Here is a 556-nt window from a genome sequence, read left to right as displayed (position 1 = left end):
GTGAACTGTCAAATCCAGAACGTCATGATGTAGTCGTTGCAGACATCACCTCATCAGAAGGATTAACAGCGATTAAAGATCGAGCGCGTCAACATCAAAAAGTGGACGCACTGATTAACAATGCGGGCAGCAACGATTTCTCGTTGTTAAGCCACAAACGACCAACGCAGATTGCAGACGAAATCCAACTCAATCTCGTTGCGCCGATGCTGCTGTGCCAATCGGCGTTAACGTGGCTAAAGCAACCTGGGGTCATTCTCAATATTGGTTCAACATTCGGCTCAATTGGCTACCCAGGCTATACCTCCTATTGCGCGGCAAAAGCGGGGTTGCACCGTTTTACCGAATCGCTCGACAGAGAGCTGTTCGCAACCGGAATCCGTGCGCTGTATTTGGCACCAAGAGCGACAGAAACCTCACTCAATAGCGATGCCGTCAATGAAATGAATCGACACCTGGGTAACAAAACGGACTCGCCGCAAGTTGTTGCCAATCCCGTTGTCACCATGTTGGAAAAAGAAATTTCCGCGAAATGGATTGGTTGGCCAGAAAAGCT

The 556-nt window shown here is 48.9% G+C and carries 1 protein-coding gene; it reads left to right on the top strand.

The genetic code is table 11. From position 1 onward, the window contains the following. The coding region (locus R7093_RS27285; protein WP_318147287.1) for an SDR family oxidoreductase at window positions 1-556 on the top strand (556 nt) is incomplete at both ends.

This window comes from Vibrio sp. 1580 (genome assembly GCF_033340055.1).
This window is presented reverse-complemented; position numbering and strand designations above follow the sequence as displayed.